Below are 1,279 nucleotides of genomic sequence, written 5' to 3'. Positions count from 1 at the left end.
GGCGGGAAGAGGTCCTTGTACTCGTCCCACCCCATGCGCCCGTTCTTCTTGATGTACTCGACAATCTCTTCGGCCATCTTCCTGGCTTCCTCGCTCTCAAAAACAACTTCAAAGACATCGCGAGGCTGAACCAGGACAGGCATTTTGATGGTTACAACTTCGGGAAGGCGTCTTTTCCTCGGCATAGTTACACCACCTTAGTTATTAACTGTGGTGGGCTTAAAATTATCATTTGGAACGCGGTTGGCGAGTTGGGGGTTAATACTGCACTGTGGTGCAAGTATTCTGGATTTGGGCCGTTTGTCCTTGGTCATGCAAGGAAGATGTTTTGGAAAGACAGATAATATACAGGAAGTGTTAGTATCCCGAACGTTAACATCCATACGAAAGTTAACGGTCATGACCGATCCCCCTCACCTGCCATACCACGAAGATTGACACTCCAATAGCAAACCAGAATGCTACTGTCCATGGAGTCCAATCGTTCACGAGGCGCCACGTCCAAACTAAGTGCCCCCAAAAGTCAACGTTGAATACATCACCGATTGCCCACCATGCCGTCTGAAAGTGAGCATACAACCATCCCCACAGCGCACTGAGCATGAAAACTGCAAAAAACTGCGTTGCTCTAGCCCACTTAATCACAGCCATCACGCTCCTCTTTGATGATTTTGAGTGCATAAGATAGACCCTGCTGAATACCTCTCTTCTCAAGCGGGTGCAATGGTAACATCTCTGCGTCAATCATCGCCACTTGGAGCTTTCTTTTAATCCGAGACAAGACTTCATCAATCCCTTTAGCTGACACGGCCATCACGCTCCTCAACTTCCGGCCCCAACTCCAAGAGAGCTTTCTTTAAGTCCTCAAACTCAGAAGGGGTAAGGTCGAACGAACAAACCATGTCCCCCATGACGAAGGATAGGGTTACCTTGTCTCTCTCTGCCGTGATAAATGCGGCTTTTCTGTCTACGATATTGAAATACAGCTCTACCTTTCCTGTACGTCTGACATCAATGCGAGTGCGGTAAGCATATGCAAGCAGGAACATGATACCAATTCCTGCTAAAAATCCTGCCACAAACGCCATGCCTGGATCACTCACGGCCATCACGCTCCTCTAAGGCCTCCACGGATTCCTAAGCGCTTCAGCGGCAATCAGTATTTTCTCACGCGCATCCTTCCAGTTCTCTGCTTCGACTTCTACCTCAAATGAGTCGTCCATTCTGTCGTAAACACTGTCCCCGTACTCCATCATTGCATCATCCAAATCCCACCACT

The 1,279-nt window shown here is 48.5% G+C and carries 1 protein-coding gene and 1 pseudogene; both read right to left on the bottom strand.

Going from position 1 to position 1,279, the window contains the following annotated elements:
* A pseudogene (locus MVO87_RS03405) lies at positions 1-185 on the bottom strand (hypothetical protein); the annotation flags it as partial.
* Positions 186-797: 612 nt separating this feature from the next.
* On the bottom strand, positions 798-1,109 hold the full coding sequence (locus tag MVO87_RS03400) for a hypothetical protein (protein WP_297552190.1): 312 nt from the start codon (positions 1,107-1,109) through the stop codon (positions 798-800).
* Between the last annotated feature and the right edge of the window lie 170 nt (positions 1,110-1,279).

This window comes from Thermococcus sp. (assembly GCF_027063845.1).
Classification (GTDB): Archaea; Methanobacteriota_B; Thermococci; order Thermococcales; family Thermococcaceae; genus Thermococcus.
The sequence above is the reverse complement of the archived record's forward strand: the minus strand, read 5'-3'. Positions and strand labels throughout refer to the sequence as shown.

Coding starts and splice junctions, on each gene's coding strand:
- MVO87_RS03400 (WP_297552190.1), bottom strand. CDS start 1,109: ATGGCCGTGAGTGATCCAGGCATGGCGTTTGTGGCAGGATTTTTAGCA.